The sequence below is a fragment of the Paenibacillus sophorae genome (assembly GCF_018966525.1).
Taxonomy (GTDB): domain Bacteria; phylum Bacillota; class Bacilli; order Paenibacillales; family Paenibacillaceae; genus Paenibacillus_AQ; species Paenibacillus_AQ sophorae.
This window is the reverse complement of the sequence record NZ_CP076607.1, coordinates 469,782-491,869: the sequence shown is the minus strand read 5'-3', so window position 1 is coordinate 491,869 and position 22,088 is coordinate 469,782. Positions and strand designations below refer to the sequence as shown.

The window sequence follows — 22,088 nt, the reverse complement described above, 5'->3', positions numbered from 1 at the left end:
TCGCTTAGCAGGTAGGCAACTCAGAACACAAAGCATGAGAAATGACAAAAAGCAGGCCATCCTTACACTGGGATGACCTGCTTTTTCTCGTTTAGAGGAAAATAGTTGCAATATAACGCTATCATGACGATGTTCATGTGAGTTAATACTACATAATGCGACAAGTTGGTTGCGTATTTTGGATGATATTATCGAATTTTAGGATTTTAAACAAATTTCGGGCTGGTAGAATGAACGTATATTCCAATTGAGGGGGCAAGAAAAATGATGAAGTGGTTGAGGTTGTCAGTAATTCTGACGTTATTGGCCGGAGTATTGGCGGCTTGCGGAAATTCTGGTTCGGAAGGAAATGAAGCAAGCGGTTCAAATAAGCTTGTAGTCTATACGCCGAACAGCGAAAGCATGATTAACGCGCTGGTTCCGCTGTTCGAGAAGCAGACGGGCATTACGGTGGAGCTTGTGTCCGCGGGCAGCGGTGAGCTGATTAAGCGAATCCAGTCGGAGAAAGATAATCCTTATGCCGATGTCATGTTCGGCGGAGCATTTGATCTGTTCAATGCGAATGCCGACCTGTTCGAGAAGTACGTGTCACCCAATGACCAGTACCTGCTCGAAGGTCACCGGAACACGACAGGCATTATGACCTCTTATGTCTCCGATGGCAGTGTAATGCTTGTAAATACCAACCTGGCCGGAGATATTCAAATCAACAGCTATGAAGACCTGCTCAACCCGGAACTGAAAGGCAAAATCGCGATGGCGGACGCGGCCAACTCCAGTTCGGCCTTCCACCAGCTGACCAATATGCTGAAGGCAAAAGGCAATGACTATACCTCGGACGCCGGATGGAATTATGTCGGTGAACTGATCAAGAACCTGGACGGCAAAATCGCCGGCAGCTCCAGTAAAGCGCATAAGAGCGTAGCTGACGGCGAGTATATCGTGGCGCTGACGTATGAAGATCCGGCCGCAAGCTATGTCAGAGACGGGGCTCCGGTTCGCGTCGTGTACCCTTCGGAAGGTACGGTGTTCCTGGACGGGGTAGCGGGAATTGTCAAAGGCGCGAAGCATGAAGAGAACGCCAAGAAATTCATCGACTTCCTGATTTCCAAGGAAGCGCAGGACGCCCTCGGCACAGAAACAACGAATCGGCCGCTTAGAGCGGATGCACAGCTTGGAAGCTATATGACGCCAATGGACCAGATTAAAGTGATTGAAGAAGACATTACTTATGTAAGTGATCATAAGAAAGAGATTATTGAGAAATACACGGAGCTGTTCACCAGCCTGTCCAAGTAATAACAGCAAAGCGGGTGTTGATATGAGCGTTACGATTTCATTTCGTGATATAGTCAAGAAATACGGGAATACAACGGTGATTCCGGAGCTGTCTCTTGAGATCCAAAAGGGTGAGTTCTTCACCCTTTTAGGCCCTTCGGGGTGCGGGAAGACGACTTTGCTGCGGATGATCGCGGGGTTCAACAGCATTGAAGGGGGCAAGCTTTCATTTAATGATCGGGTAATAAACCAGGTTGCTCCGGGTAAGCGGAACATCGGGATGGTATTTCAGAATTATGCGATTTTCCCCCACCTGAATGTCTCGCAAAATGTAGAGTTTGGACTAACGAACCGAAAGATCGACAAGGCGGAAAGAATCCGGAGAGTCCAGGAGATGCTGAAGGTCGTGCAAATTGAGCCCTATCAGGACCGGATGCCGAAGAACCTGTCCGGAGGACAGCAGCAGCGTGTCGCGCTGGCCAGAGCGATCGTCATCCGCCCGGATGTTCTGCTGATGGACGAGCCGCTGTCCAACCTGGATGCCCAGCTTCGGGTCGACATGCGGAATGCGATTAAGGAGATCCAGCGGGAGGTTGGCATTACAACCGTATATGTGACGCATGATCAGGAAGAGGCGATGGCGGTCTCGGACCGGATTGCGGTCATGAAATCCGGCGTTATTCAGCATGTGGGAACGCCCCGCGAAATCTATCAGTGTCCAGCCAATCTGTTCGTAGCGACCTTTATCGGGCGTACCAATATTATGGACGCGGTGATGTCCGCAGGTGATGACGGAGAGACTGTACTCCGTATCGGGGACAGCTACTCGGAGCGGATACCCGGGCTGAAAGCGGACAAGTCTCACGGTTCCGCTCAAGATGTTAAGCTGTCGGTGCGGCCGGAGGAGTTCACTCTGTCGGGTGACGGCTCTGGCCTCAGAGGAAAGATTGTGAGCAGCATTTTTCTCGGCCTGAACACTCACCTGAAGGTGGGGCTCGAGAATGGACAAGAAGTCGAAATTATCCAGCCGTCCGCCGGGAGCGGCGGGATGGAGCCGGGGGAGAATGTATGGCTTAAGGTCAATCCACGGACGATTAATGTCTATGACGCATCGGGAGAAGTCAACCTGACCAGGGGAACACGCGTATGAACAAGGCAATGAAGCGAAGAGATATCTGGTCGTTGATTACCGCTATTATTTTTCTCGGTTATATCATCTTTCTGGCTTTGCCTTTGTTCATGATTCTGATTAAAAGCTTCTTTGACGGGACTACGGGCGAATTCTCGCTCGCTTATTTCCACAAATTTTTCAGCAAAGCCTATTATATGAATGCCGTGTGGAACAGCCTCAAGGTGACGATATGCGTTACGGTATTGTCCGTAATTGTTGCCGGTCCGCTCGCGTATATCATGTCCACCATAAAGATTAAAGGCAGCGCCGCAATCCAAATCCTGATCCTGATTTCCTCCATGTCGGCGCCTTTTATCGGAGCGTACGCGTGGATTCTGCTGCTGGGCAGAAGCGGGGTCATTACGAAATTCGCCGATCGGGTACTTGGGCTGCAGATGCCCGATATTTACGGGTTTACCGGAATTCTGCTCGTCTTGACCCTGCAGCTGTCGCCGCTGATCTTCATGTATGTCTCGGGTGCGCTCAAGAATGTCGATCATTCGCTGATGGAAGCGGCAGAGAGCATGAACTGTACGGGTCTCCGGAAAATGTGGAAGGTGCTCGTGCCGCTCATCACGCCAACGCTGCTTGCGGGCGGCCTGCTCGTGTTCATGCGGGCTTTTGCCGACTTCGGTACGCCCATGCTGATCGGGGAGGGCTTCCGGACGGTCCCTGTCCTGATCTTTAATGAATTCATCAGTGAGGTTGGCGGCGACGACGGATTCGCGGCAGCCATCAGCGTTGTCGTCGTGCTGTTCACAACCGCGGTCTTTCTGCTGCAAAAGTATATCGCGAACCGCAAGTCCTACAGCATGAGCGCGCTGAATCCGATCGAACCGAAACCGAAGAAAGGGCTGGCGAATATTGCCGCCCACGCTTACGTCTATCTGTTCACCATCCTGGCCATGATGCCGCAAGTCTATGTGGCGTATACTTCGTTTCTCAAGACATCGGGCAAAATCTTTGTGGACGGCTATTCTCTTGACAGCTACCGAGCAGCCTTTACCAAAGTCGGCGATTCGATCACCAATACCTTCTTCTTGGCGATTATTACGATTATAATCATTACACTTACGGCTGTTCTGATCGCCTATGCCACGGTGAAAAGAAAGGGCGCTGTCGCCAATCTGCTGGATACCTTCACGATGATGCCGTACATTGTACCCGGTTCAATTCTGGGCATTGCGCTGCTGGTAACCTTCAACAAGCCGCCGATTCTCTTAAGCGGCACGGCTGCCATCCTGATCGCGGCATTCGTCATCCGGCGCTTGCCTTACACGATCCGTTCCAGCGCAGCCGTGCTGCATCAGGTGAACGACAGCATTGAAGAAGCCGCAATCAGTCTGGGTGCTTCCACCATGAAGACGTTCTTCCGAATTACGGTGCCGATGATGATTTCGGGTGTAATCGCCGGCGCTATATTAAGCTGGATCAGCATTATTACGGAGCTGAGCACCTCTATTATTTTGTATACAGGAAAGACCAGGACGATGACCGTAGCCGTATATACGGAGGTTGTCCGCGGCAATTACGGTGTGGCCGCGGCGCTGTCCACGCTGCTTACTGTCATCACCGTCCTGTCGCTATTGCTCTTCTTCAAGCTGACAGGCAAGAAAGATGTGACCATGTAGGTTTGCTTAAGTCCGGTTTCCGCATAGCGGGAGCCGGCTTTTTGCAGCTTGCCCGGAGGGACCCAATCGGCTACGATAGTGGAAATCAATCGGTATATGAAGGAGAGGAAGGCGATGGCCCAAAAGCGAAACTTCAAGGACTCGATCCGCCGCATGTTTTTGCTGCATGCTTTTGTGCCTATATTTCTGCTGTTTATCCTTTTCCTGATCTTCACCGTCGTCAACGCCCGTTTTATGCTGATCCACCAGACGAAGGAAGCCGGCAGGACCATCCGTTCTTCGCTTGGAGAGGTATACCGGTCTTACAATGAAGAAGTGAACCGGATGGCAGGGCTACCCCAGGTGATTGAGTATGCCGATACCCGGCGCGGCAGTCCCCGTGTATACGAAGAGTTCTACAATTTCAACAACCGTCAGCAGGTCAAGAGCATCATGCATATTCTGAACAAGAATGGCGAGATCCTTGCTTCTTCCGCTAATCTCAGTCCCGAGTCCTCCGAAAATGCGCTGAAAGCCATCGTGCTCCGGATGTCCAGAACCGGGCAGCCTCTGCTGGCCGAAAGCAATCATATCCGCTTTTCCCATGACCGTTACACGGTGTATACCTTTGCGAAGGAGATCCGGAAAGACGGCAAGATCATAGGGTATCTGACTTACCAGTTGTATGAAGAGGATTTTCAGAAGCTTATTTTTGTGCAAAATAATGAAATAGCCATCGTGACGGATCAGCACCAGACCATTATTGCCACCACCAACAACATTGTAAGAGGGCTCCTGAATAAGTTAACGCTTGAGAAGGAAAACGGATATATTGTGATCAATAATGGAAAATATTACGGCAGCGAAACGTCCATTCCGCAGGCGCAGTGGCGAATCTATACGCTGAATGCCATCCAGCTCATGAACTATACTTATCTGTCGCTCGTTGTGTTCTTTACCGTTGCCAGTGTACTGCTGCTGTTTCTGATCCAGATCCTTGCAAGGACGGTTTCTTCACGCCATACCCGGGCGATCGACAAGCTGATCTATGCCGTCAGAGAGCTTCAGGCCGGGAACATGCAATCTTATGTTCATATTGACTCCGGCGATGAATTCGAGACGCTTGCTAATCAGTATAATACGATGCTCGCCCGTCTGAATGAACTCCTTACCCGAAATGAAGAGCTGTCCGACTTAAGGAGAGTTGCCGAGGTGAAGCATCTTCAGTCGCAGTTCCATCCTCATTTTATTTTTAATGTGCTGGAAACGCTGCGTTATACGATTGTGGTCGATAATAAGCTTGCGCAGGATATTGTACTTATTCTTTCGAGGCTTCTGCGCTACAGCATCAGTACGGAAGGAAGCACAGTGATCCTTAAGGATGATTTGAACTATGTCGCGGATTACTTAAAGCTTCAGCAAATGCGGTTCAAGGAGAGGCTGGGCTATACGATGAACGTCAGTGAAGAAGCGATGGGTGCGCTCGTTCCGAGGCTGATGCTGCAGGTAGTTATTGAGAATTCGATCAAATACGGCTATCGGCAGAAAGAACGGCTGCATATTTCCGTTAACGGGTACGTGGCCGGTTCGGATCTAACCATCGAGGTAAAAGATGACGGCGGAGGGATGAGCGAAGAGCGGCTGCGGCAGGTTCGCGGGATTATGCTGGACCCTGATAATGAGTCGCCGCATATCGGACTCAACAACCTGCATCGCCGCCTCGTTCTGATGTATGGGGAACGCTATGGCATCCGCATTGACAGCGTACCCGGAGAGGGGACCGCTGCTTCGATCACCATTCCTTTCAGGAAGGAGGACGCTGATGTTTAAAGTGCTGCTGGTGGAAGATGAAGAGATAATCCGTAAAGGCCTGCGCTATACCTTTGACTGGCTGGCGGCCGGGTGCATCGTCATCGGCGAAGCCGAGAACGGCGAGGCTGGGCTGGAGCAAATCCGGGCGCTTAAGCCCGATATTGTCATCGTTGATGTGAACATGCCCCTCATAAACGGGATTGCGATGATCGAGCAAAGCGTGCAGGAAGCAGTGTGCAGCTATATTATTTTATCGGGTTATGACGAGTTCGGGCTTGCCAGGCAGGCGATCCGCCTTGGAGTTACGGAATATTTGGTGAAGCCGCTTGAGCAGGAGCAGCTGCTCGGCGCACTGGAGCGGGCCAAGCAGCAGGTCGAGATGAAGAAGAAATATGATGCGCTGATCCAGGCGGCTTCGGAGAGCGAGGAGGAGATTTACGCTTCATTAATGAAGCTCCCGGCCGGGTCCTCCCATTATGTATCGAAGATGGTCGAATACGTCCAGGAGCACTATGCGGATAAAATCAGCATCAATGATCTCGTGGACCGGCTTGGAATCAGCGCAGCTTACCTGAACCGGAAATTCAAGAGCGAGACCACCTACACGTTCAATGATTTTCTGAACCGGTACCGGATTCAGCGGGCGATGGACAAGCTGAAGAGCGGCGAGGGAAAAATCTACACAATCGCTTCGGATGTGGGCTTCCGGGATTACAAATATTTTATCGCCATTTTCAAGAAGTACGCCAACTGCACGCCCGGCCAGTATCAGGAGCAGTTCGGGGTTCGTGAGACGGAGATATAGAGGCCCGGCAGCGGCTCGTGGGGGCTATATCTCCCGGCTGAAATTCGGGTGCTCTCACTGGCTAAAGATCCACAATCTCGTCAGGCGGTGCCAAAAGCAAATGGTGCGGCCTCAAAATTTGTGTTAAGATGTAGGCCTAATTAGACAGAGGAAGTGAATGATCGTGATCAGCATAACTATCCCGGCTCCGGATGTAACGATTAAAAAGCAGATTGCTCCCGAGCTGAGCAACATTTACGGGTTTACGGATTTCCACTTGATTACGCGGGAAGAAGGCGGCATTTACATGTTTTACAACGACAAGGAAGAGCTGCTGTTTGTCGGTAAAGCAAGAAAGCTGAGACCGCGGATAAAAAAGCATTTCGAGGATAAAGTCTCCCCGATCAAAAATAACCGCGACGAAGTAACCAAAATTGAGGTGTGTGTGGTAGAAGACCCTGTCGATCGGGAAATTTACGAAACTTACATCATCAATAAATTCAAGGCGAAATATAATGTGGAAAAGGTGTACTACAAGTAAATAAGCGTTGAATCAAAAGAGGCAATAAGTGCGTGTCCGAAGGGACCGGCTTATTGCCTCTTGGAATTATAAAAAAATTACGGATTCAGATGGAGAAGCCGTGGCCCTCATTCAGCGAGCAGACGGGCGTCCGCATCACGAACGAAACCGACCGGACTATTGCGGGCTTTGCCTGGGTGACCGTTAACAAGTTGATTTTTGCCAAGGACGATGGCGGAAATGAGAACTACCATATTTACGTTGTTGGCGTGAAATCGCAAGGGACAGCATCTGACGCCTTATGACAATACGACAGCCATGTTGATCGACCCGCTGGAGATATTCCGGATAAACTGCTCGTCGGTCTGAATAAGCGCGATCCCCGTATTTTTGACGTCTACCGCATCTTCGGGTCGTTGAGCGGCGTTATTGTATCCGCTGCAACTTCTTTGGCGAGTACTGTGAAAATCCGTACGCAGATGCCGATGGCGTGCTTCTATTTCAGCTTGATGCTGCTGTCCATGGTGTTATTCTTTGTTTGACGCAGGCTGGAGAAGCGTAGTGCTCTCCTTGCTGAACATGCGCTTGCTATCCCTTTCGCAAACGTTCAAAATAAAGATACTCAGTTTTAATATATGAAGGGGGGTGCTGCCAATGGAGATAGGCATCAGCACATTTGTCGAGACATCGCCGGACGTGCATACCGGAGAAGTAATGAGTCACGCGCAGCGGCTGCGCGAGGTGGTAGAGGAGATTGTGCTGGCCGATCAGGTGGGGCTGGATGTGTATGGTGTGGGCGAGCATCACCGCAAGGACTATGCGGCGTCCTCCCCTGCGGTTGTGCTGGCCGCGGCGGCGGCGCAGACGAAGCGGATCCGGCTGACCAGCGCCGTTACGGTGCTGTCGTCCGATGATCCGGTGCGGGTGTTTCAGGATTTTGCCACGCTGGACGGCATCTCAGGCGGACGCGCAGAGATCATGGCGGGCCGGGGTTCTTTTATCGAATCCTTTCCGCTGTTTGGATATGATCTGGATGACTATGATGAGCTGTTCGATGAGAAGCTGGAACTGCTGCTCAAGATCCGGGAGACGGAACAAGTCACTTGGGAAGGCGGACACCGCCCGGCTATTCAGGATTTGGGCGTGTATCCGCGTCCGGTGCAGAACCCATTGCCGGTGTGGATTGGCAGCGGAGGAAATCAGGAATCCGTGATCCGCGCCGGGCTGCTCGGACTGCCGCTGGTGTTGGCGATCATTGGAGGCCGCCCGGTTCAGTTCGCGCCGCTTGTGGAGCTATATAAGAGAGCGGCGGCCAAGGCGGGTCATGACGTCTCGCGTCTGCCCGTTGCCTCGCACTCGCATGGATTTATTGCGGAGGATACCGAGGCTGCGGCGGACCTATTTTTCCCATCCACTCAGGCGGCGATGAATGTGATTGGGCGGGAGCGGGGCTGGGGGCATTATGACCGTTCCAGCTTCGATGCCGCGCGCAGCCCCGAAGGGGCGCTGTATGTCGGCGATCCGGAGACGGTGGCGAACAAGATCATCCATTTGCGAAAAAATGTAGGCATCACCCGCTTTTTCCTTCATACCCCGCTTGGTACGATGCCCCATGAGGATGTTATGCGGGCCATTGAGCTGCTGGGAACGGAGGTCGCGCCGCGGGTCCGGGAGGAAATCTCCCGGTGGGAAGCGGCGGGCGAGCCGAGGGAGTAGATAGAGCAGTGCCGGCGACTAGCGGTTGATGAGCGCATATTGGCGCCTTTTGTATAGGGGAATGAGTCTCATCGATGAGCAGTCTCCTTATGCAGAAGGCGCTCTTTTGCGAATGATTCCGAAAAAATTAAATATTCCTTGATTAGAATATTCCCTGTTGGGTATATTATATGTATAAGCAGCCGATATACAATAATTGAAATGAGGTGGCCTGATATGACCCGTACCGGAAGCATAGGCCGCGCCGTATCCCAGTTTAGAATCGTTTCGCCAGAGGAACAATAGAAATGAATATTATGACATTCAGCGCACTGGCCGAACCTAACCGATTAGGCATGGTCGAGCTGCTGCGCAGCGGTCCCTTGACTGTAGGCGAAATCGCCGAGCATCTGGGGCTGCGCCAGCCCCAAGCCTCAAAGCATCTGCGGGTTCTGCTTGAGGCCGGACTGGTTGAAGTCGAGGCAGTGGCCAATCGCCGGAACTACAGGCTCCGCAGCGAGCCGTTTCGGGCGCTGGCTTCCTGGCTGGAAGCTTATCGCAACATCTGGAATGAGCGATTCGACAATCTGGACATTTACCTGCAGAAGATGCAAGCCGAAGGGAACAAGCCGCAAGCCGGGGAAAGTGAACCAAAGGAAACCTAATCTTAAGGAGGAGTTTTCAATGCCGAATGGAATGATCACCAGGGTAGAAGGTCAGGAACTGGTTCTGGAGCGTGTATTTGATGCGCCGCGTGAGCTCGTCTTTAAGGCGTTTTCGGAAGCTGAGCATTTGAAGCATTGGTGGGGACCCCGCGGCTGGACCCTGCCGGTCTGTACCGTCGATTTTCGTCCGGGCGGCGTTTGGCATTACTGCATGAAGTGCGTGGATGAGAAGCAGGGCGATTTCTACGGCATGGAATCCTGGGGCAAAGCGGTATATCAAGACATCGTGGAGCCGGAAAAAATTGTCTATACCGATTATTTCTCCGATGCGGAAGGCAATATTACGGAAGGAATGCCGGCTTCGGACATTACGATGGAATTTATCGAGCAGGACGGGAAGACGAAGGTCATTAGCCGGGGACGGTTTGAATCCGAGGAAGCGCTAAAGACGGTTATGGATATGGGCATGGAGCAGGGCATCACCGAAACATGGGACCGCCTTGCCGAGTACCTGCAGTCTATGAAATAGCCTCTTCATCAGCGGGGTTACCCGGTGCAGGAGAACTAATTGGGTTCAGCGTCCGCGGTATTTTATTCCAAAGAGAAGGCCATTCTGTGCAGGGATGGTCTTGTTCAATTATGGACTTAAGCGAGGATGGAACGTACATTAGTGATTACAAATCGGTAAAAATGGGAGGCGGGATCCACTTTGCCAATAACCACGGCATTTCTTGCGTTCAGGTCAAGCGATTTGGCTTGATCTGTCAGCACCACACCGCTAAGTTCCGTAAACGGGACTCGGGGATTGGTCGTAGCGATCCCTGAAGGGACCGGTACCTCAAAGGGATAATTCTTAATTTGAGTCGTGATTGGAACAATCATGGCAAATGTTGAGTTTTCGGGGTCGATGAGTCCATCTGATAGTACGATTGCGGCGCGCCAGCCATTTTGTTCGTACCACCGCGTCGGGTGCATATTTAACCATATGACGCTTCCGCGTTCCACATCTCCTGTAATCGACATTAAATGATCTCATCTCCCATTGGTTCTGCAAAAGTCTCATCGTGGGCAGTCATCCCTGCTTTGCATTTCGCACGTATCGACAGAAAATGTCTACGAAGAGCGTCTTGATCATCGGCAGTCGGAAACGAAGGGCGAAGAACGACCTCATTGTTCTCGGTAACATACATTTCAACCTCTACTCCATCCGCAAATTTTACGAGCTCAGAAACTTCCTGAGGAATACGGACGGCTAGACTATTACCCCATTTGCGTATAGTTGTATTTGCCATATGGACCAAACCTTTCTTTTTCCTTTGAGTGAACTCTCCCCCACTTAGCTTACGCATGAAGTAGGGGATTCTGTTGGCATCGATACAGGGTTGCACACGCTGCGAGCTTCATGTTTGAAGTCTCAACGCCTGTTGCACCCGAATGAGGGAAGCCAACGTCCAATACGTTCGTTTTGCCAATGAAGGGTCTTTGGCCTTCAAGGACAACCACATCTTTTCAGATATGGCTTTGTGTATACTGCGCAGCACGTATCGTGCGCCGATGTTATACGAGGCATTAAGGTCAGCGTGATACGTTTTGCCTGTTGCGAATACAGCAATATCACGCTTCGTGTTGCGTTGTACCCATCCACTGCCATCAAAAGCAAGCGCGCTTGTATTCGCCGGGTTGACCATGGAAACCCGCATCCCCAGAAAATGCGCCATTTCGGTCACTTTCGTTTGGATGCGCCGTTTGGCCCAAAACTGGAGTTTGGTACGAAGCCGCTTGGCTCCCCATGTTCCTTTAGGTAGACGCATCTTGCCTAAATACTCCATGACAATAACATCTGCGCTATGCTTTTGGGCAAAGGCGAGGATTTGATGCGCGGTATCGTGGACGATATGCGTCTGTAAGCCGTTCATCCGCCGCCAGAAATTCGGTTTTGCACCTAGACCGGATTTTCGCTGGGCTTGTTTCAGTTTGCCTGTGATTTGGCGCATCCGGTCTTTTTCTTTGGCTTGGTTGATAAATCTCCTCGCCAAGACAGTGCCGTTAGCGTCCATCACGGAACAGACTGCGGAATTCGTTAACCCCAAATCAACGGCACATACCCGCTGCTTGGAAAATTCCGCCTGAGTCAACTTCACATCCCCTTCATAGGCGATATGAAGGGCATAGCGTTTTCCTTTTCGGACCAATGTGGGGCTGCATTCTTTCATGCTCCACACGTCACGTTTGAATAGGTCTTGCCCCTTAAAGGTAATGGGGAGCCAGACCCAATCGCCTTGATGAAATACCTTGATGTTGGCTGTCGTATCGGAGATTCGTTTGAACATATTGCCTTTATACAAGCAAGGGAAGGCCTGATGCTGAGCTTGGAGTGTCGGCGGTTTCTTCGAAAAGCGTTTCCCTTCTTGCTGGGCGTGTTGCCGCTCGGCTTGCCAAAGCTCAAAACGGGAATGATGACTTTTCACAATGCCAAACGCTTCGGCAATGGCACTTCTGCGGAAGTACGAAGGAAACTTATAAAAGTGGTGATCGAATTCGGCGTAGAGCGGATTCGGATTGTTCTTGGTACGGTGAATCAGCCGTTCTACCGCTGTCACCACCGCTTGGGTGGATAACGATTCTAAAGCTTTAAATTGCTCTTGAATGACCGTAATCAAGAACGTGAGCGCCTCTTGATACACATGGAGAGTCGCATCCAACATGCGGTGGTGAGACGTAATCGGATGTTTGAGTGTTTTGACCACCTTCATGAGATGCGCCTCCATCGCAAGTTTGATGGATCTAGCATAACACAAGAACATATGTTTGTTAAGCAGACGTGTCTAACCCCCACCTTCACTGTTGGCTTAGAGGCGGGGGACTGCGACACTAAATCTGTTCAATATTACCACAACCTTCCGGACTGGTATATACTTAGTATATACATAAATACGGGATTTGATGAGCCAGATAACATGAGGCTGGAATTTTGAATAAATCCAGATTGCGGCCGGTGGTGTCTGCGGAGGAAAAACGGCTGTCGCCCGGTACTCGTGACGCTCCCGAAGGAGGAAAAACATGCTGCATATTACAAACGGAGATTCTGTTGCGGACAAGCTCAGGCAGGGCGCGGTTCAAGGCGAGGTTGTGGCATGGAGAGAAATCTATTCCGTTGGGCCTGTATTCCGCGATATGGCGGAGAGACAGAACAGGGAGATGCGGGCAGGGTATCTGGAACGGAATCTCGGGATTCCACGCGAGGAGTATTTGAAGAATGAGGAGCAGGAGCGAATTCTGCGTGATTTGCAAAAATATAACGAAATTGTCTTATGGTTCGAATACGACCTGTTCGACCAGACGATGCTGTGTTATCTGCTTCATTCCCTTGCTGTGCAGGCGCTTGGGGACACGAAATTGAGCTTGCTGTGCATTGGGGATTACCCGGGCGTTGAACGTTTTCGCGGGTTGGGGCAGCTTACGGTTAAGCAGCTACAGGCATTATCCGGTACCTGGCGGTCTATCTCAGAGCGGGAATTGGCGCTGGGAAGCAAAATGTGGGAGGCCTATACTTCACCCCTGCCAGATCAGCATATCCGGTTCCTTGAGGAAGATACCTCTGCGCTGCCGTTTGTGAAAAAGGCGTTTGAAGCCCATTTATCCCGTATCCCATCTGTTCATAACAGACTTGGGGTGGTGGAGCAAGCCACTTTGGAGACCGTTTCTGGCTCGGAATATACACCGCATGCTTTATTCGGACAGGTGGGAGAACAATTGCATATTTTGGGCATGGGCGATCTCGAATATTGGCACTATCTGAGGAACATGTCAGAGGAACCTTACCCGCTCCTGCATATACAAGGCTTGGAAGCCTTCCCCGACTTTAGTCATGCGGTACCCTCTTTTGCCGATTGCAGGATCACTCTAACCGCGCTGGGCCGGAAGGTCCTGGCTGGAGAAGAGGACTACCTCTCACTAAAAGGCAAAGACGAGTGGTATGGCGGGCTGCATTTGGAAGGGCAATCCGACCCGTGGCGGTGGGATACGTCCTGCAATCGCCTGATTAAGAGATGATGGGCTCTCTCGGCATCATTATTTTTGAAAGTTTTCAGAAAAAATCCATCGCTGTATAACCGTTTACGAAAACAGGACGATAATGGAATAAGGCGGTTATTCTATTATACAGGCGGTTGATTGAAATGGAAAAAATGGAGCATTTGCAGAATTTACTTGGTTTGATTCAACCACGTACGCGGAGGATGCGGCTCTGGTACTGGCCGATAGAGATAAAGTGCTGGCCTATCTTCCCGGAAAAACCGTTGATCTAAAGATTCCGGTCGGAGCGCCTGTTGAAAATTTCAAAGGTACAGTATCCTATACTGCGATGGAGACTAAAAAAGTGCAGCGCGAAGAGCGGGGAGCGCAAAATTTCGGCGTGCCTTATATCTCAACGGCCGTGCCCATCCTGGAAGACGACCGGGTGATCGGAGTTATAGCATCCCTGACTTCCAACAACCGCCACATCAAGCTCCAGGAGGGGGCGCAGGAGACTGTCCAGTAAATTATAATCTTGTAAGACAAATCCCATTTGCCGGCGGCGAAAAAGTGCCAGTTCATTCATTGACATTTTGCTGATATCGGCTTCCGCAATTTCTATGTTTCCGATATATTCCGTATCCGTACCGCTAAGAATATTTAGCAGTGTAGTTTTTCCGCTGCCGGATGGACCCATTAGTACCGACAGCAAAGAGGCCGTTTCGGGAAACGGCCTCTTTTGCTTAGTACGAATAAGGATAACGGTTGCCAAGCTGCCCGGCATAACCGTGCAGATATACTTGACCGGGGGAGGGACACGGGGGAGAAGACGCAGCTTGGTGGCCGCCGTAATGCGGATGCTTCTGGATTGCTTGAACCGACGGCGGGACGTTCCCGCAGACGCAGCCCGGAGGCGGCCCTAAAATGACGGATTCTTGCAGCGGAGCGACCGCTTTCTTGTAATCCTCCTCGCCTACGCAGTAGGCCCGGTTCAGCACTTCCGGAGGGATGGCTTTCAGGAAATCGGAGCCATAGACGACATCAGGGGTAGGGACGTCAAAAATGGTTAAAAAGTGCGTCTGCTCCGATAAGACGACAATCCAGTGGAACCATCCTTTGGGAAGTACGGAAACCTGACCGGGAGTCAGCCTGTAGGTCATGAGCTGCTGCGTACAAGGATTAAATACGGAAGTCATGATTTCCCCGCTGATGACAAAGACAAGCTCCGTCGCGTTCGTATGCCAATGCGGCTGAACAATAAACCCTCTGGTCATATGCACATTGAAGAGCCCTGTCGGATTAGCCGGGAGCTGAGCTCCGAACACTTGGGTGAGGTAATTGTGCGCATCTGCCTGGTAGTTAATATACATGTTAGAATCCGCCGTAAGCGTCAGCGTCGGAGAACTGAGCGGAGAGTTCATTATGGGTTCCTCCATCCTGGGCATTTGTCTATCCAGCATATGCATGGCGGAGGGTGGGTGTTACCGTCAGGAATAGTTCTCCACATACCAGTCGATGATTTTACGGGCGATGCTGACATTTGACGGAATGACGGGCAGATTGCCGGGTTCGAACCAATCGGCATGGACAATTTCCTCCCCGTCCACCGTTATTTCGCCGCTCTCATACTCGGCCAGAAAACCAACCATCAAGGAATGGGGGAACGGCCACTGCTGGCTGCCGAAATAGCGGATATTGTTAACCTTAATCCCGACCTCCTCCATAATCTCCCGCTGCACGCAGTCCTCCAGCGTCTCGCCCGGCTCGACAAAGCCGGCAATCAGCCCGTACATATTATTCTGAAAATGCCGGGCATGGGCGAGCAGGATCTGCTTGTCCTTCAGAATGGCGGTAATCACCGCCGGCGCCAGGCGCGGATAGCTGACCAGTCCGCAGTTCGGGCACTTCCGGGATCTCTCGGCCTGCGATAAGACCGTCTGTGTCCCGCACCGGCCGCAGTACTGATGCGTATCATCCCAGGCGAGCATTTGGATAGCCTTGCCAGCCAGGTGGAACAGATCTTCATCCACTTCATCATACAGTGAGCGAAGCGGGCGAAAGGCCATACCTTCCGGATCGGCTGCATCCGCCTGGACCTCTACGGCGAAGCACGGGGTATCTTCAAATGTCCCGAGGTACAAAGTGCGCATCGGAGCGATACGCAGCTGCTCTGCTGATTGCGCAAACGGAATGCCGATTCTGCCGGAAGACTCTGTAACAAGCAGTCTGCCCGAGCTGAAAATGAACCAGTACGAAGACCCGTCAAAATGAGGTTCGGCGACAACGGCTGGAATATATCGTTTGTAGATGCTTTCTCTTGGTTTCATCATGGCAAGAACCTTTCCGGGCCGGAACCTGGGTGCTTTAATCCTGCGCTGAAGGCAGGTCGCCCGGCCAAATTTTTCTATTAAGAATAGCAAAAAAAGGAGAGAGTGACAAACGAAAAACCTGCCGACTCTAATCGAATCGGCAGGTTATAGATTGCTAGTGATTATGAATGCTTATGCCGGCGCACCGTTTCAATGAAACTCTCGGCCCGGTTGGTCAATTCGCTGTAATTGCCGGAATCGATCAAGGACTTATTCACCAATTCGCCGCCGATGCCGAATGCAACCGCACCTGCTTCCGCGAACTCCCCAATGTTCCCGAGATTGATGCCTCCTACCGGAATAAAGCGGATATCGGCCAGCGGTCCGCGCACCTCCTTGAGGAAGCGGGCGCCCAGCGCGCCTGCAGGGAACAGCTTCATCAGCTCGACACCAAGCCGCTGCGCCTGAACCATCTCCGTAGGAGTGGCTACGCCGGGAATAATCAGTCGGTTCTTCTCATGCAGCGCTTTAATGACTTCGGGATTGAGATCGGGCGCAAGAGCGAACGTCGCTCCCGCATCGATGACCGACTGCGCCGTCGCCGCATTCAGCACCGTTCCAGCCCCAATGATCATTTTCTCTCCCATTTCGCCGGCCAATTGCTCGATCATGCCGAGATAGCCCGGCGTATTGCATGTGACCTCAATGACCTTTACTCCGCCATTATAGAGAGCGGAGGCGATTCGCATCATTTCCTGCGGCTTGGTGCCTCTTACGATGGCGATAATCCCCGTCTCTTCGATTGTGCGTATAACCTTCCACTTTTCCATGTATGATTCCTCCCGAATCCTTATTTGTCTATTCTGCAATCGGCTTTCTAACAAGAAGCCAGTAACACAAGGCCGCACAGGCGGCGATAATGCCGCCACTCGTAAAGGCCATCGTATACGAACCGGTCTTGTCGGCGATCATGCCGACCACGACCGGAGACAACGCCCCGCCGAAGTAACCGCCGAAATTCTGAATGCTTCCAACAGAAGCGACCATTGAGGCCGGGGCCACATCTCCCGGCAGTGCCCATGCGGAACTGGACAAGGCGGACAACAGGACAAGCGCGACCGTCATGAAGGCCAGCGTCGCCGGCAGGCTGCCCGCATACGGGATTATAATGACGGTAATCCCTGCCAGAACCGCGCATACACTGATGACGGCCCGTTTGGCGACAAGCGGCTTGGCGCCCCTTTTATCGACCAGAAGCTTGCTGACATAACCGCCGAGAATCGCGCCGATAACGCCGCCGAACCAAGGAATGCTCGCATAAATACCCAGCGACTTCAGCGAAACATTCTGGGTCTTCATCAAGTAGAGCGGCAGGAAGGTCACAAAAATATTGAATATCCAGATATAGCAGAAGAAGCCGAGAATCATGCCCCACACGCTCTTATGCTTGAACAGCGCGCCCCAGGATACCTTGGAAGCGCCGATCTCCTGCGCAGTACCTCCGCCGCCGGCCTTGATATAATCAAGCTCCTCTTGGCTGATTCTCGGATGCTTCTCCGGCTGGCGGTAAAAAAGTGCAAAGATTACGACAAAGATCAGGCCAATGGCTCCCGTAATGAAGAACAGCGCTCTCCAGCCGAACGGCACGATTAACGCCACAAGAATGGGTGGAGCAATCGTCGGCCCCCATTTGGAAGCCGCGTCCCAGAAGCCCGTTGCCAAGGCCCGTTCCTGCTTCGGGAACCAGGAAGCCGTAATTTTGGCTCCGCCGGGCCAGCAAGGTGATTCAGTCACCCCCAGAAGTGCCCGTCCGAAGAGTAGACTGGTCAGGCCGGTGCAGACTCCGGTAAAAGCCGTTGCTCCGCTCCAAAGGGCTACGGCCCAGGCATATACTTTCTTGGCCCCCAGGCGGTCAAGAAGCCATCCCGCGGGCAGCTGCATGAACGCGTAACTCCACGCGAAGACTGAGCCCATGAGGCCAATATCCGTATTCGACAAATTCAGATCTTTCATCATATCCGGCGCCGCAATCGACAGATTGGTCCGGTCCAAAAAATTGATGATGCCGCCCACCAAAAGCCAAATGACAACCGTCCAGCGCACTCTTGTCGCCGTCTTGGTCTTCACGGCGGGAACAGCGCTGCTCACCTTCGTCTCCAAAACCATTACCTCCAACCATTCTGATTTTTAGATTTAAGCCATTTGAGCGTTGTGCAAAATTCCCCGTTCGCGGGCAATAGCCAGCGCTCCGAAGCCGGCCAGCGCCTTATGCTCGTTGCCGACCGAATGAACCGGACCGGTGAAGAAAGGGTCGTGCTTGATTAATGCGATGAGGGCCTCCCGAAGCAGCTCCTTGCCGAATACGACTACCGGCAGCAGGGGAGTTACATTCAGGGCTCCGCTGTTTTTCACGGCCAGAATATCCGCCTGAAGCACAGCGCCGAGCAGGAAGTTCGCTTTCTCATTTATGGATAAATCGCTGAACATATCCAGAATCCGCACGGTAAAGCAGGTTCTTCCAAGTCCGACTTTCTCGGCATAGGCTGCCCCCTTAAGCAGTACGGCTTCCTCCAATTCGCCGGCAAAAGAGCTTTGCAGCGCGTTTGCCAGAATGGTCTGCTTCGTAATCACATCCAGCAGCTCGCCTGCTATCGTGGTCATGCATCCGGTAATCCGGTTGTCGCCGTCGATCCGGACGACTTTGGAATGAGAGCCCGGAAGGATCAGCACGGCAGGGCCTTCAAGCTGCAGCTTTTGCGTAATTCCTACAACCTCGACCTCTTCTCCGCGCATGATATCCATCGTTTCGCAGGTGTCTAGATTAAGATCTGGCACGTTGTTCTTAACGCCCGGAACGAACCAGATGGGCTGGTCGATGATCTCCGGCAGCTCGGCCTTAACCATCGCCGCCGCGAGTTCCTGTATTCCGGCGGGCGCCGGCACATGTGGAATTTCATATAGGCCGACATTCGAAGTTATCATTCCGGAAGCCAGAATGACGACGGAGTCCCCGGTCTTCACATTCGCTGTCCGCATAGCCTCCTCAATCGCCGTCTTTACTCCCTGGGTGAGCTTTTGTCTGCTGCCGGTGATCGCCGTGTCTCTGACGCCGACAGGTTGGAAAGCTTCCGCAACGACCTCGTTGTCGCGCCATACGTTCACCCGCGTATTCGTTGTGCCCGTATCGATTGTAATCGCATACATATTGCCGCTCCTCCTTTATTCTTAGGCCGCTTGCAAAGCGGCCGCCGTGCCTTTCGCATGATAAGCCGACGGGCCGGTGGTATCCCGCCAACCCGTCTTCAGGTGCATGCCGCGCTCTATAATAGAGCGCTTGTTGCTTAACGTTCTATTGAACGGTGCCGTCTTTTACGGTCCAGACATCCGGGTTGACCAGGTTGACCGGGCGCCGGCCCTGCAGGATGGCCGCCATATTCTCGGCCGCTTTCATGGCCATCTTGGCTCTCGTCTGCCAGGTAGCGCTTCCGATATGAGGAAGCGTAACCACATTCGGCATCGACAGGAACGGATGGGTCTTGTCGATGGGCTCATGCTCGAATACATCAAGACCCGCTCCGGCAATCTGCTTCTCCTGCAGCGCCCGGATCAGCGCCGCCTCATCGACAACACCGCCGCGGGAGGCGTTGATGAAATAGGCATCCTTTTTCATCAGCCCGAACTGCTTCTCGCTGATCATCTTTTCCGTTTGCGGTGTGAGGGGCACCTGTACGAGAACGTAGTCGGAGTTCTGAAGCAGTTCCTCAACCGGAACAAACCGAATCCCAAGCTCCTGTTCATCCTTCTCCTCGCGGACCAGATTGTTGTACAGAATGTCCATATTGAAGCCTCTGGCGCGCCGGGCAATGGCGCTGCCGATCCGTCCGTAGCCAATAATGCCAAGCGTAGCGCCGTGTACGTCTTTGCCCAGCATCAGGCTGGGGAGCCAGCCGTCCCAGCCGCCGCTTTTAACGAAAGCATCGGCTTCGGCGATCCGTCTTCCGGAAGCCAGCACCAGACTAAAGGCCAGATCGGCCGTCGTCTCGGTCAGAACATCCGGCGTATTGGTGGCAAGAATTCCGCGCCGGGTCAGTTCGTTCAGGTCAAGGTTGTCATAACCGACCGCAATGTTAGAGACTGCCTTTAGAAGAGGAGCGCGATCCAGCACATGGCCGCGGATTTTATTGCGGGAATAGATCATCAGCCCAGACGCGCGGCTCAATCCATCATAGAAGACATCTTCATCCAGCATTTCTTCTTCATCTCTGTAATCCACCTCGGCGAACGCCTCCAAGAAGCGCAGCACCTTCTCTTCCTCCGGGATTTTGCTGGGTATAAACACAACGGGTTTTGCCATCCGTTCATTCTTCCTTTCTATAAATAGTAGAAATTTAATTGATGTTTACGCTTGCACCGAATTGCATACCTTGCCGAGCTGTTCACTGCGGATTTCCACGCGGTCTCCCGGACGAACCTCGAACGGACCTGCGGGAGTTCCCGTCAGCACGATGTCTCCCTCTTCCAGCGTAAGAATCGTAGAGAAATAAGCGAGGATGCGGGAAAAGGAGTAGCCCATATCCTCTGTCCCAGCCGATTGCTTTCGTTCACCGTTCAGATAGCTTTCGATCCGGATGGACTGAGGATTTTCCACCTTGCGGAATGGACCGAGCGGGGTAAAGGCATCGTATATTTTGCCTTCGCCCATGACACGCGGACCGAACGCCGTCAAATCGTTGGCGATTGCATAGCCGCCGATCGCGCTTAAATCGGCCAGTTCCTCTTCCCCTACGTTCCGCAGTGTTCGGTTGACGAGCACCGCGATTTCCACTTCGGCCATAACCTTCTCGGCATGTTCAGGAATGAGAATAGCCTGATCATCTCCGATCACGCCTGAAAGCGGTTTGAGGAACAGGTGCGGAACAAAATCGGCGGGGAGTCCCTTACTCTGCAAAAAAGCGGGATAATGCGGTCCGATTCCTATAATTTTTGGCATGCTGGATTCCCTCCTTACCATTGATTTTCTTGCGATGATCTTCGTTTCCCAAAGCTTCGTCGGTGCTGCCGACTACCACTCGGCCACCGTTCCGTCTTTATGCCGCCATACGGGATTTCTCCAACGATGCCCCGCCTGCGCCATGCTGCGGACATACTCCTCATTGATCGTAATGCCGAGTCCCGGCCCCTGTGGAATGCGGACATGGCCGTCCTCGTAGGCAAATACCGACGAATCGGTAATGTAATCAAGCAGGTCATTGCCCTGATTGTAATGAATGCCAAGGCTCTGTTCCTGTATCACCGCATTGTAAGCCGTTGCATCCAATTGCAGGCAAGCGGCCAGCGCGATTGGTCCAAGCGGACAGTGCGGCGCAACGGCAACATCATACGCCTCGGCCATGGCGGCGATCTTCTTGCATTCTGTAATGCCGCCCGCATGGGAAAGGTCAGGCTGGATGATATCCGCATAGCCCGATTCCAGCAGCGATTTGAAGTCCCACCGCGAGAACATCCGCTCTCCGGTTGCGATCGGAGTTGAGGTGCTGCCCGCGATATCGCGGAGCGCCTCATTGTTCTCGGCCAGCACAGGCTCCTCGATGAACATCAGCCGGTAAGGCTCAAGCTCCTTGACCAGAATTTTGGCCATCGGTTTATGTACCCGGCCGTGAAAATCCACACCAATGCCAAAGTACGGTCCCGCTGCTTCCCTGATGGCGGCTACGCGCGCGACCACTTCATCGACCTTGGCGTAGGTATCGATAAATTGCAGCTCTTCCGTAGCGTTCATCTTGATGGCGGTAAAACCGGCGTTCTTTTTCTCCAGTGCTGCTTGCCCCACATCGCTCGGCCGGTCGCCTCCAACCCAGGAATACACCCGAATGGAATCCCGGCAAGCGCCTCCAAGAAGCTGATAGACCGGAGCGTTGTAAAATTTACCCTTGATGTCCCACAATGCCTGATCGATGCCCGCAATCGCGCTCATCAGGACCGGGCCGCCACGGTAAAAGCCGGCGCGGTACATCACCTGCCAGTGGTCTTCAATCCGCAGCGGGTCCTGACCGATCAAATGATCCATTAATTCGTCTACGGCTGTCTGAACCGTAAGCGCCTTCCCTTCAATAACGGGCTCCCCCCAGCCGACGATGCCCTCATCGGTTTCAATCTTCAGAAACAGCCAGCGCGGCGGCACGACAAACGTCTCGAACTTGGTAATCTTCATGGCGTACATCCCTTCCTTT

At 52.5% G+C, this 22,088-nt stretch carries 23 protein-coding genes and 1 pseudogene; 12 read left to right on the top strand and 12 right to left on the bottom strand.

Features of this window, described 5'->3' with window-relative positions; all coding sequences use genetic code 11:
* Positions 1–264 precede the first annotated feature (264 nt).
* The 10 genes from KP014_RS02300 (at position 265) to KP014_RS02255 (ending at position 10,064) form a co-directional block, all read left to right on the top strand.
* The gene (locus KP014_RS02300) at positions 265–1,299 is read left to right on the top strand and encodes an ABC transporter substrate-binding protein (RefSeq protein WP_175491796.1); all 1,035 of its coding nucleotides are present in this window, start codon (positions 265–267) and stop codon (positions 1,297–1,299) included.
* Positions 1,300–1,321: 22 nt separating this feature from the next.
* Positions 1,322–2,428, top strand: a complete 1,107-nt coding sequence (locus KP014_RS02295) for an ABC transporter ATP-binding protein (RefSeq protein WP_036592929.1) — start codon at positions 1,322–1,324, stop codon at positions 2,426–2,428.
* Entirely contained in the window at positions 2,425–4,080 is a 1,656-nt protein-coding gene (locus KP014_RS02290; protein WP_036592930.1) for an ABC transporter permease, read from the top strand. Before KP014_RS02295 ends, KP014_RS02290 begins: the two co-directional genes overlap by 4 nt.
* A 114-nt stretch (positions 4,081–4,194) precedes the next feature.
* Positions 4,195–5,889 carry a sensor histidine kinase gene (locus KP014_RS02285; protein WP_036592932.1) on the top strand — a complete coding sequence of 565 codons (1,695 nt, stop codon included), beginning with the start codon at positions 4,195–4,197 and terminating at the stop codon, positions 5,887–5,889.
* Positions 5,882–6,676 (top strand): response regulator transcription factor, encoded by a 795-nt coding sequence (locus tag KP014_RS02280; RefSeq protein ID WP_090833869.1) that lies wholly within the window; start codon positions 5,882–5,884, stop codon positions 6,674–6,676. Before KP014_RS02285 ends, KP014_RS02280 begins: the two co-directional genes overlap by 8 nt.
* Before the next feature lie 163 nt (positions 6,677–6,839).
* Entirely contained in the window at positions 6,840–7,196 is a 357-nt protein-coding gene (locus KP014_RS02275; RefSeq protein WP_036603914.1) for a nucleotide excision repair endonuclease, read from the top strand.
* An 89-nt stretch (positions 7,197–7,285) separates the two neighbouring features.
* Positions 7,286–7,480 (top strand): hypothetical protein, encoded by a 195-nt coding sequence (locus KP014_RS02270; RefSeq protein ID WP_139210557.1) that lies wholly within the window; start codon positions 7,286–7,288, stop codon positions 7,478–7,480.
* Positions 7,481–7,829: 349 nt separating this feature from the next.
* Positions 7,830–8,891 carry an LLM class flavin-dependent oxidoreductase gene (locus KP014_RS02265; RefSeq protein WP_090833868.1) on the top strand — a complete coding sequence of 354 codons (1,062 nt, stop codon included), beginning with the start codon at positions 7,830–7,832 and terminating at the stop codon, positions 8,889–8,891.
* Positions 8,892–9,178: 287 nt separating this feature from the next.
* Positions 9,179–9,535, top strand: a complete 357-nt coding sequence (locus KP014_RS02260) for an ArsR/SmtB family transcription factor (protein WP_036595028.1) — start codon at positions 9,179–9,181, stop codon at positions 9,533–9,535.
* A gap of 19 nt (positions 9,536–9,554) precedes the next feature.
* Positions 9,555–10,064 (top strand): SRPBCC domain-containing protein, encoded by a 510-nt coding sequence (locus KP014_RS02255; protein ID WP_036595026.1) that lies wholly within the window; start codon positions 9,555–9,557, stop codon positions 10,062–10,064.
* A gap of 116 nt (positions 10,065–10,180) precedes the next feature.
* On the opposite strand, the gene KP014_RS02250 is transcribed toward KP014_RS02255, so the two are convergent.
* The 3 genes from KP014_RS02250 to KP014_RS02240 form a co-directional block, all read right to left on the bottom strand.
* A complete protein-coding gene (locus tag KP014_RS02250) occupies positions 10,181–10,558 on the bottom strand; it encodes a type II toxin-antitoxin system PemK/MazF family toxin (protein ID WP_036595024.1) in 378 nt (125 codons plus the stop codon).
* On the bottom strand, positions 10,558–10,827 hold the full coding sequence (locus KP014_RS02245; protein ID WP_175491795.1) for an AbrB/MazE/SpoVT family DNA-binding domain-containing protein: 270 nt from the start codon (positions 10,825–10,827) through the stop codon (positions 10,558–10,560). The genes KP014_RS02250 and KP014_RS02245 overlap by 1 nt, the downstream gene beginning before the upstream one ends.
* Positions 10,828–10,935: 108 nt before the next feature.
* Positions 10,936–12,288: an RNA-guided endonuclease TnpB family protein gene (locus KP014_RS02240; RefSeq protein WP_090833867.1), complete on the bottom strand. Its 1,353-nt coding sequence runs from the start codon at positions 12,286–12,288 to the stop codon at positions 10,936–10,938.
* A 307-nt stretch (positions 12,289–12,595) separates the two neighbouring features.
* On the opposite strand from KP014_RS02240, the gene KP014_RS02235 reads away from it, so the two are divergent.
* Together KP014_RS02235 and KP014_RS02230 are read left to right on the top strand one after the other, a co-directional pair.
* Positions 12,596–13,588, top strand: coding sequence for a DUF1835 domain-containing protein (locus KP014_RS02235; RefSeq protein ID WP_036603615.1), 993 nt, complete (start codon positions 12,596–12,598; stop codon positions 13,586–13,588).
* 217 nt (positions 13,589–13,805) lie between these two features.
* On the top strand, positions 13,806–14,075 hold the full coding sequence (locus KP014_RS02230; protein WP_051500613.1) for a histidine kinase N-terminal domain-containing protein: 270 nt from the start codon (positions 13,806–13,808) through the stop codon (positions 14,073–14,075).
* On the opposite strand, the pseudogene KP014_RS28565 reads toward KP014_RS02230, so the two are convergent.
* The 9 genes and pseudogenes from KP014_RS28565 to dgoD form a co-directional block, all read right to left on the bottom strand.
* Positions 14,061–14,249: pseudogene (locus tag KP014_RS28565) on the bottom strand (ATP-binding cassette domain-containing protein); the annotation flags it as partial. The gene KP014_RS02230 and the pseudogene KP014_RS28565 sit on opposite strands and share 15 nt — an antisense overlap.
* Before the next feature lie 43 nt (positions 14,250–14,292).
* Positions 14,293–14,970, bottom strand: coding sequence for a cupin domain-containing protein (locus KP014_RS02220; RefSeq protein ID WP_063619552.1), 678 nt, complete (start codon positions 14,968–14,970; stop codon positions 14,293–14,295).
* Positions 14,971–15,036: 66 nt separating this feature from the next.
* Positions 15,037–15,879, bottom strand: a complete 843-nt coding sequence (gene nudC / locus KP014_RS02215; protein ID WP_175491794.1) for an NAD(+) diphosphatase — start codon at positions 15,877–15,879, stop codon at positions 15,037–15,039.
* 161 nt (positions 15,880–16,040) lie between these two features.
* Entirely contained in the window at positions 16,041–16,688 is a 648-nt protein-coding gene (locus KP014_RS02210) for a bifunctional 4-hydroxy-2-oxoglutarate aldolase/2-dehydro-3-deoxy-phosphogluconate aldolase (RefSeq protein WP_036603612.1), read from the bottom strand.
* A gap of 28 nt (positions 16,689–16,716) precedes the next feature.
* On the bottom strand, positions 16,717–18,018 hold the full coding sequence (locus tag KP014_RS02205) for an MFS transporter (RefSeq protein WP_036603618.1): 1,302 nt from the start codon (positions 18,016–18,018) through the stop codon (positions 16,717–16,719).
* Positions 18,019–18,051: 33 nt separating this feature from the next.
* Positions 18,052–19,062 carry a 2-dehydro-3-deoxygalactonokinase gene (locus KP014_RS02200; protein WP_036603610.1) on the bottom strand — a complete coding sequence of 337 codons (1,011 nt, stop codon included), beginning with the start codon at positions 19,060–19,062 and terminating at the stop codon, positions 18,052–18,054.
* A gap of 145 nt (positions 19,063–19,207) precedes the next feature.
* Complete coding sequence (locus KP014_RS02195; protein WP_036603608.1) at positions 19,208–20,212, bottom strand: 2-hydroxyacid dehydrogenase; 1,005 nt, start codon at positions 20,210–20,212, stop codon at positions 19,208–19,210.
* A 45-nt stretch (positions 20,213–20,257) separates the two neighbouring features.
* Entirely contained in the window at positions 20,258–20,848 is a 591-nt protein-coding gene (locus KP014_RS02190; RefSeq protein ID WP_036603606.1) for a fumarylacetoacetate hydrolase family protein, read from the bottom strand.
* A 72-nt stretch (positions 20,849–20,920) separates the two neighbouring features.
* Positions 20,921–22,069 (bottom strand): galactonate dehydratase, encoded by a 1,149-nt coding sequence (gene dgoD / locus KP014_RS02185; RefSeq protein ID WP_036603604.1) that lies wholly within the window; start codon positions 22,067–22,069, stop codon positions 20,921–20,923.
* Positions 22,070–22,088: the final 19 nt, after the last annotated feature.

What these genes read in the sequence shown, in the direction of transcription:
- KP014_RS02300 (WP_175491796.1), top strand. Translation starts at nt 265, where the DNA reads ATGATGAAGTGGTTGAGGTTGTCAGTAATTCTGACGTTATTGGCCGGA.
- KP014_RS02295 (WP_036592929.1), top strand. Translation starts at nt 1,322, where the DNA reads ATGAGCGTTACGATTTCATTTCGTGATATAGTCAAGAAATACGGGAAT.
- KP014_RS02290 (WP_036592930.1), top strand. Translation starts at nt 2,425, where the DNA reads ATGAACAAGGCAATGAAGCGAAGAGATATCTGGTCGTTGATTACCGCT.
- KP014_RS02285 (WP_036592932.1), top strand. Translation starts at nt 4,195, where the DNA reads ATGGCCCAAAAGCGAAACTTCAAGGACTCGATCCGCCGCATGTTTTTG.
- KP014_RS02280 (WP_090833869.1), top strand. Translation starts at nt 5,882, where the DNA reads ATGTTTAAAGTGCTGCTGGTGGAAGATGAAGAGATAATCCGTAAAGGC.
- KP014_RS02270 (WP_139210557.1), top strand. Translation starts at nt 7,286, where the DNA reads ATGGAGAAGCCGTGGCCCTCATTCAGCGAGCAGACGGGCGTCCGCATC.
- KP014_RS02265 (WP_090833868.1), top strand. Translation starts at nt 7,830, where the DNA reads ATGGAGATAGGCATCAGCACATTTGTCGAGACATCGCCGGACGTGCAT.
- KP014_RS02260 (WP_036595028.1), top strand. Translation starts at nt 9,179, where the DNA reads ATGAATATTATGACATTCAGCGCACTGGCCGAACCTAACCGATTAGGC.
- KP014_RS02255 (WP_036595026.1), top strand. Translation starts at nt 9,555, where the DNA reads ATGCCGAATGGAATGATCACCAGGGTAGAAGGTCAGGAACTGGTTCTG.
- KP014_RS02250 (WP_036595024.1), bottom strand. Translation starts at nt 10,558, where the DNA reads ATGTCGATTACAGGAGATGTGGAACGCGGAAGCGTCATATGGTTAAAT.
- KP014_RS02245 (WP_175491795.1), bottom strand. Translation starts at nt 10,827, where the DNA reads ATGGCAAATACAACTATACGCAAATGGGGTAATAGTCTAGCCGTCCGT.
- KP014_RS02240 (WP_090833867.1), bottom strand. Translation starts at nt 12,288, where the DNA reads ATGAAGGTGGTCAAAACACTCAAACATCCGATTACGTCTCACCACCGC.
- KP014_RS02235 (WP_036603615.1), top strand. Translation starts at nt 12,596, where the DNA reads ATGCTGCATATTACAAACGGAGATTCTGTTGCGGACAAGCTCAGGCAG.
- KP014_RS02220 (WP_063619552.1), bottom strand. Translation starts at nt 14,970, where the DNA reads ATGAACTCTCCGCTCAGTTCTCCGACGCTGACGCTTACGGCGGATTCT.
- nudC (WP_175491794.1), bottom strand. Translation starts at nt 15,879, where the DNA reads ATGATGAAACCAAGAGAAAGCATCTACAAACGATATATTCCAGCCGTT.
- KP014_RS02210 (WP_036603612.1), bottom strand. Translation starts at nt 16,688, where the DNA reads ATGGAAAAGTGGAAGGTTATACGCACAATCGAAGAGACGGGGATTATC.
- KP014_RS02200 (WP_036603610.1), bottom strand. Translation starts at nt 19,062, where the DNA reads ATGTATGCGATTACAATCGATACGGGCACAACGAATACGCGGGTGAAC.
- KP014_RS02195 (WP_036603608.1), bottom strand. Translation starts at nt 20,212, where the DNA reads ATGGCAAAACCCGTTGTGTTTATACCCAGCAAAATCCCGGAGGAAGAG.
- KP014_RS02190 (WP_036603606.1), bottom strand. Translation starts at nt 20,848, where the DNA reads ATGCCAAAAATTATAGGAATCGGACCGCATTATCCCGCTTTTTTGCAG.
- dgoD (WP_036603604.1), bottom strand. Translation starts at nt 22,069, where the DNA reads ATGAAGATTACCAAGTTCGAGACGTTTGTCGTGCCGCCGCGCTGGCTG.